This window comes from Xanthomonas sp. SHU 308, from assembly GCF_000364645.1.
In the GTDB taxonomy this organism is placed as follows: domain Bacteria; phylum Pseudomonadota; class Gammaproteobacteria; order Xanthomonadales; family Xanthomonadaceae; genus Xanthomonas_A; species Xanthomonas_A sontii.
Map to the genome: position 1 here is coordinate 1 of NZ_AQOK01000375.1, position 2,159 is coordinate 2,159.

Consider the following 2,159-nt stretch of genomic DNA (forward strand, 5'->3'; position numbering starts at 1 on the left):
TAACTCGCCGCAAGGCGAAAGCTTTGCTCTTGCACTTGTTGTCACCATGGCTGACGCTCCCACAGAAAAACACGAAGACGGGGCATGCAGCGCACTGAGCGCATAATCAGCGGATGATCATCGACTCGTTGCTGGACACCGACCTCTACAAGTTCACCATGATGCAGGCGGTGCTGCATCAGCATCCCGGCGCGCAGGTGGAATACCGCTTCAAGTGCCGCACCCCGGGCATCGACCTGGCGCAGTACCTGCCGCAGATCTCCGAAGAGATCGACGCGCTGTGCGCGCTGCGCTTCCGCGAGGACGAGCTGGACTACCTGCGCGCGATGCGCTTCATCAAGCCGGACTTCGTCGATTTCCTGGCGCTGTTCCACCTGGACCGCAAGTACCTGCAACTGCAGGCCTCGGCCAGCGTGCCCGGAGAGATCGAGCTGCATATCCGTGGGCCGTGGCTGCACACCATCCTGTTCGAGGTGCCGCTGCTGGCGATCGTCAACGAGGTGTGGTTCCGCAACGCCGGTGGCGCCGACCATGCCGAAGGCCTGCGCCGCCTGCAGGCCAAGATCGCGCTGCTGCGCGACACCCCGGGCTACGACAACTGCGCCATCGCCGACTACGGCACCCGCCGCCGTTATTCGCGCGCCTGGCATGGCGAACTGCTGCCGGTGCTGCAGCAGACCCTCGGCAAGCAGTTCGTCGGCACGAGCAACGTGTATTTCGCCCGCCGTTACGGGCTGACCCCGCTGGGCACGATGGCGCACGAATACCTGCAGGCGTTCCAGGCGCTGGGGCCGCGGCTGCGCGATTCGCAGGCGGCGGCGCTGGAATCGTGGGCGCGCGAGTACCGCGGCGATCTCGGCATCGCGCTGTCGGACGTGGTCGGCCTGGATGCGTTCCTGCGCGATTTCGACCTGTACTTCTGCAAGCTGTTCGACGGCATGCGCCACGATTCCGGCGATCCGTTCGAATGGGGCGAGCGGGTGCTGGCGCATCTGCAGCGGCATCGGGTGGATCCGCGCAGCAAGATCCTGGTGTTCAGCGATGGCCTGGACATCGACAAGGTGATGCGGCTGTACGCGCATTTCCGCGATCGCTGCATGCTGGCGTTCGGCGTCGGCACGCACCTGACCAACGATCTGGGCCTGGTGCCGCTGCAGATCGTGATCAAGATGGTCCGCTGCAACGGCCAGCCGGTGGCCAAGCTCAGCGACTCGCCCGGCAAGACCCTGTGCGACGATCCGGCCTATCTGGCCTACCTGCGGCAGGTGTTCCAGGTGCCGGCCGAGGAGCGGCACTGAGCCTGGGCGGCCCTGCCGGTGCCGACCCAGCGCCGGTCCCGGAGCGGGCGGGCAGGGGTCGCAGTTCGGCGCATCAGGGCTTTGCGGTGAAGAAAGAGTGAGATACACTGCGTCACAAAGTGAGAACTGTGTCGCATTAGTGACGGCCGGCGACGGTCGGCCCGGGGCGCCACACCCGCTACGCCGTTGTCGTTCCGTCCCTGCCCAGAGACTTCCTCGATGAGCGCTCACGCGTTGCAGACCCATTACCGCACCCATGCCTGTTCGCGGCAGTGGCGCGGCTTTCTGCGCGCGCTCGCCGAGGAGTTCGCCGCGGAGCTGGGCGCCGAGGACCTGGCCCTGCTGATGGCGCGCATCGGCCGCCGCTTCGCCGCCGAACACCAGGTCGGCGCCTGCACCACCCTGCAGGAGCTGGAGGACGCGGTGAACCGCGTCTGGGACCGGCTGGAGTGGGGCTATGCGCGCTTCGAGGAGCACGCCGACCGCGTCGAGCTGCTGCATGCCGGCTCGCCGCTGCACATCGGCCTGGCCGGGCAGGCCGGCGGTGCCGACGGCTTCCTGGAAGGGGTGTATCAGGCATGGTTCATGCAGGTGGGGATGTCGGCCGGCCTGGGCGTGCGTGCGTTGTCGTCCGGACACGAAGACCTGCGCCGCTTCGTGCTGGCCAGGGCCGGCTGAGCGCGGCGGTAGCGACCGACTATTTTCAGATCGTCATGAGGGGCGTCATGTCCAAGAAGTCCAAGCAAACGGGTGCCGAAACCGGCGACGACGTCTCCAGCCTGTTCGCCAAGCTCGGCAGCAGTGGCGCCACCGCCTACCAGGATTTTTCCGCCGACCGGCTCAGCGCCGCGGAGCCGGCCA

At 66.9% G+C, this 2,159-nt stretch carries 2 protein-coding genes; both read left to right on the forward strand.

Going from position 1 to position 2,159, the window contains the following annotated elements:
- The first annotated feature begins 113 nt into the window (after window positions 1-113).
- On the forward strand, window positions 114-1,298 hold the full coding sequence (gene pncB / locus D588_RS0112775; RefSeq protein WP_017916257.1) for a nicotinate phosphoribosyltransferase: 1,185 nt from the start codon (window positions 114-116) through the stop codon (window positions 1,296-1,298).
- A 219-nt stretch (window positions 1,299-1,517) separates the two neighbouring features.
- Complete coding sequence (locus D588_RS0112780; RefSeq protein ID WP_026143666.1) at window positions 1,518-1,976, forward strand: cellulose biosynthesis protein BcsD; 459 nt, start codon at window positions 1,518-1,520, stop codon at window positions 1,974-1,976.
- The last annotated feature ends 183 nt before the right edge of the window (window positions 1,977-2,159 follow it).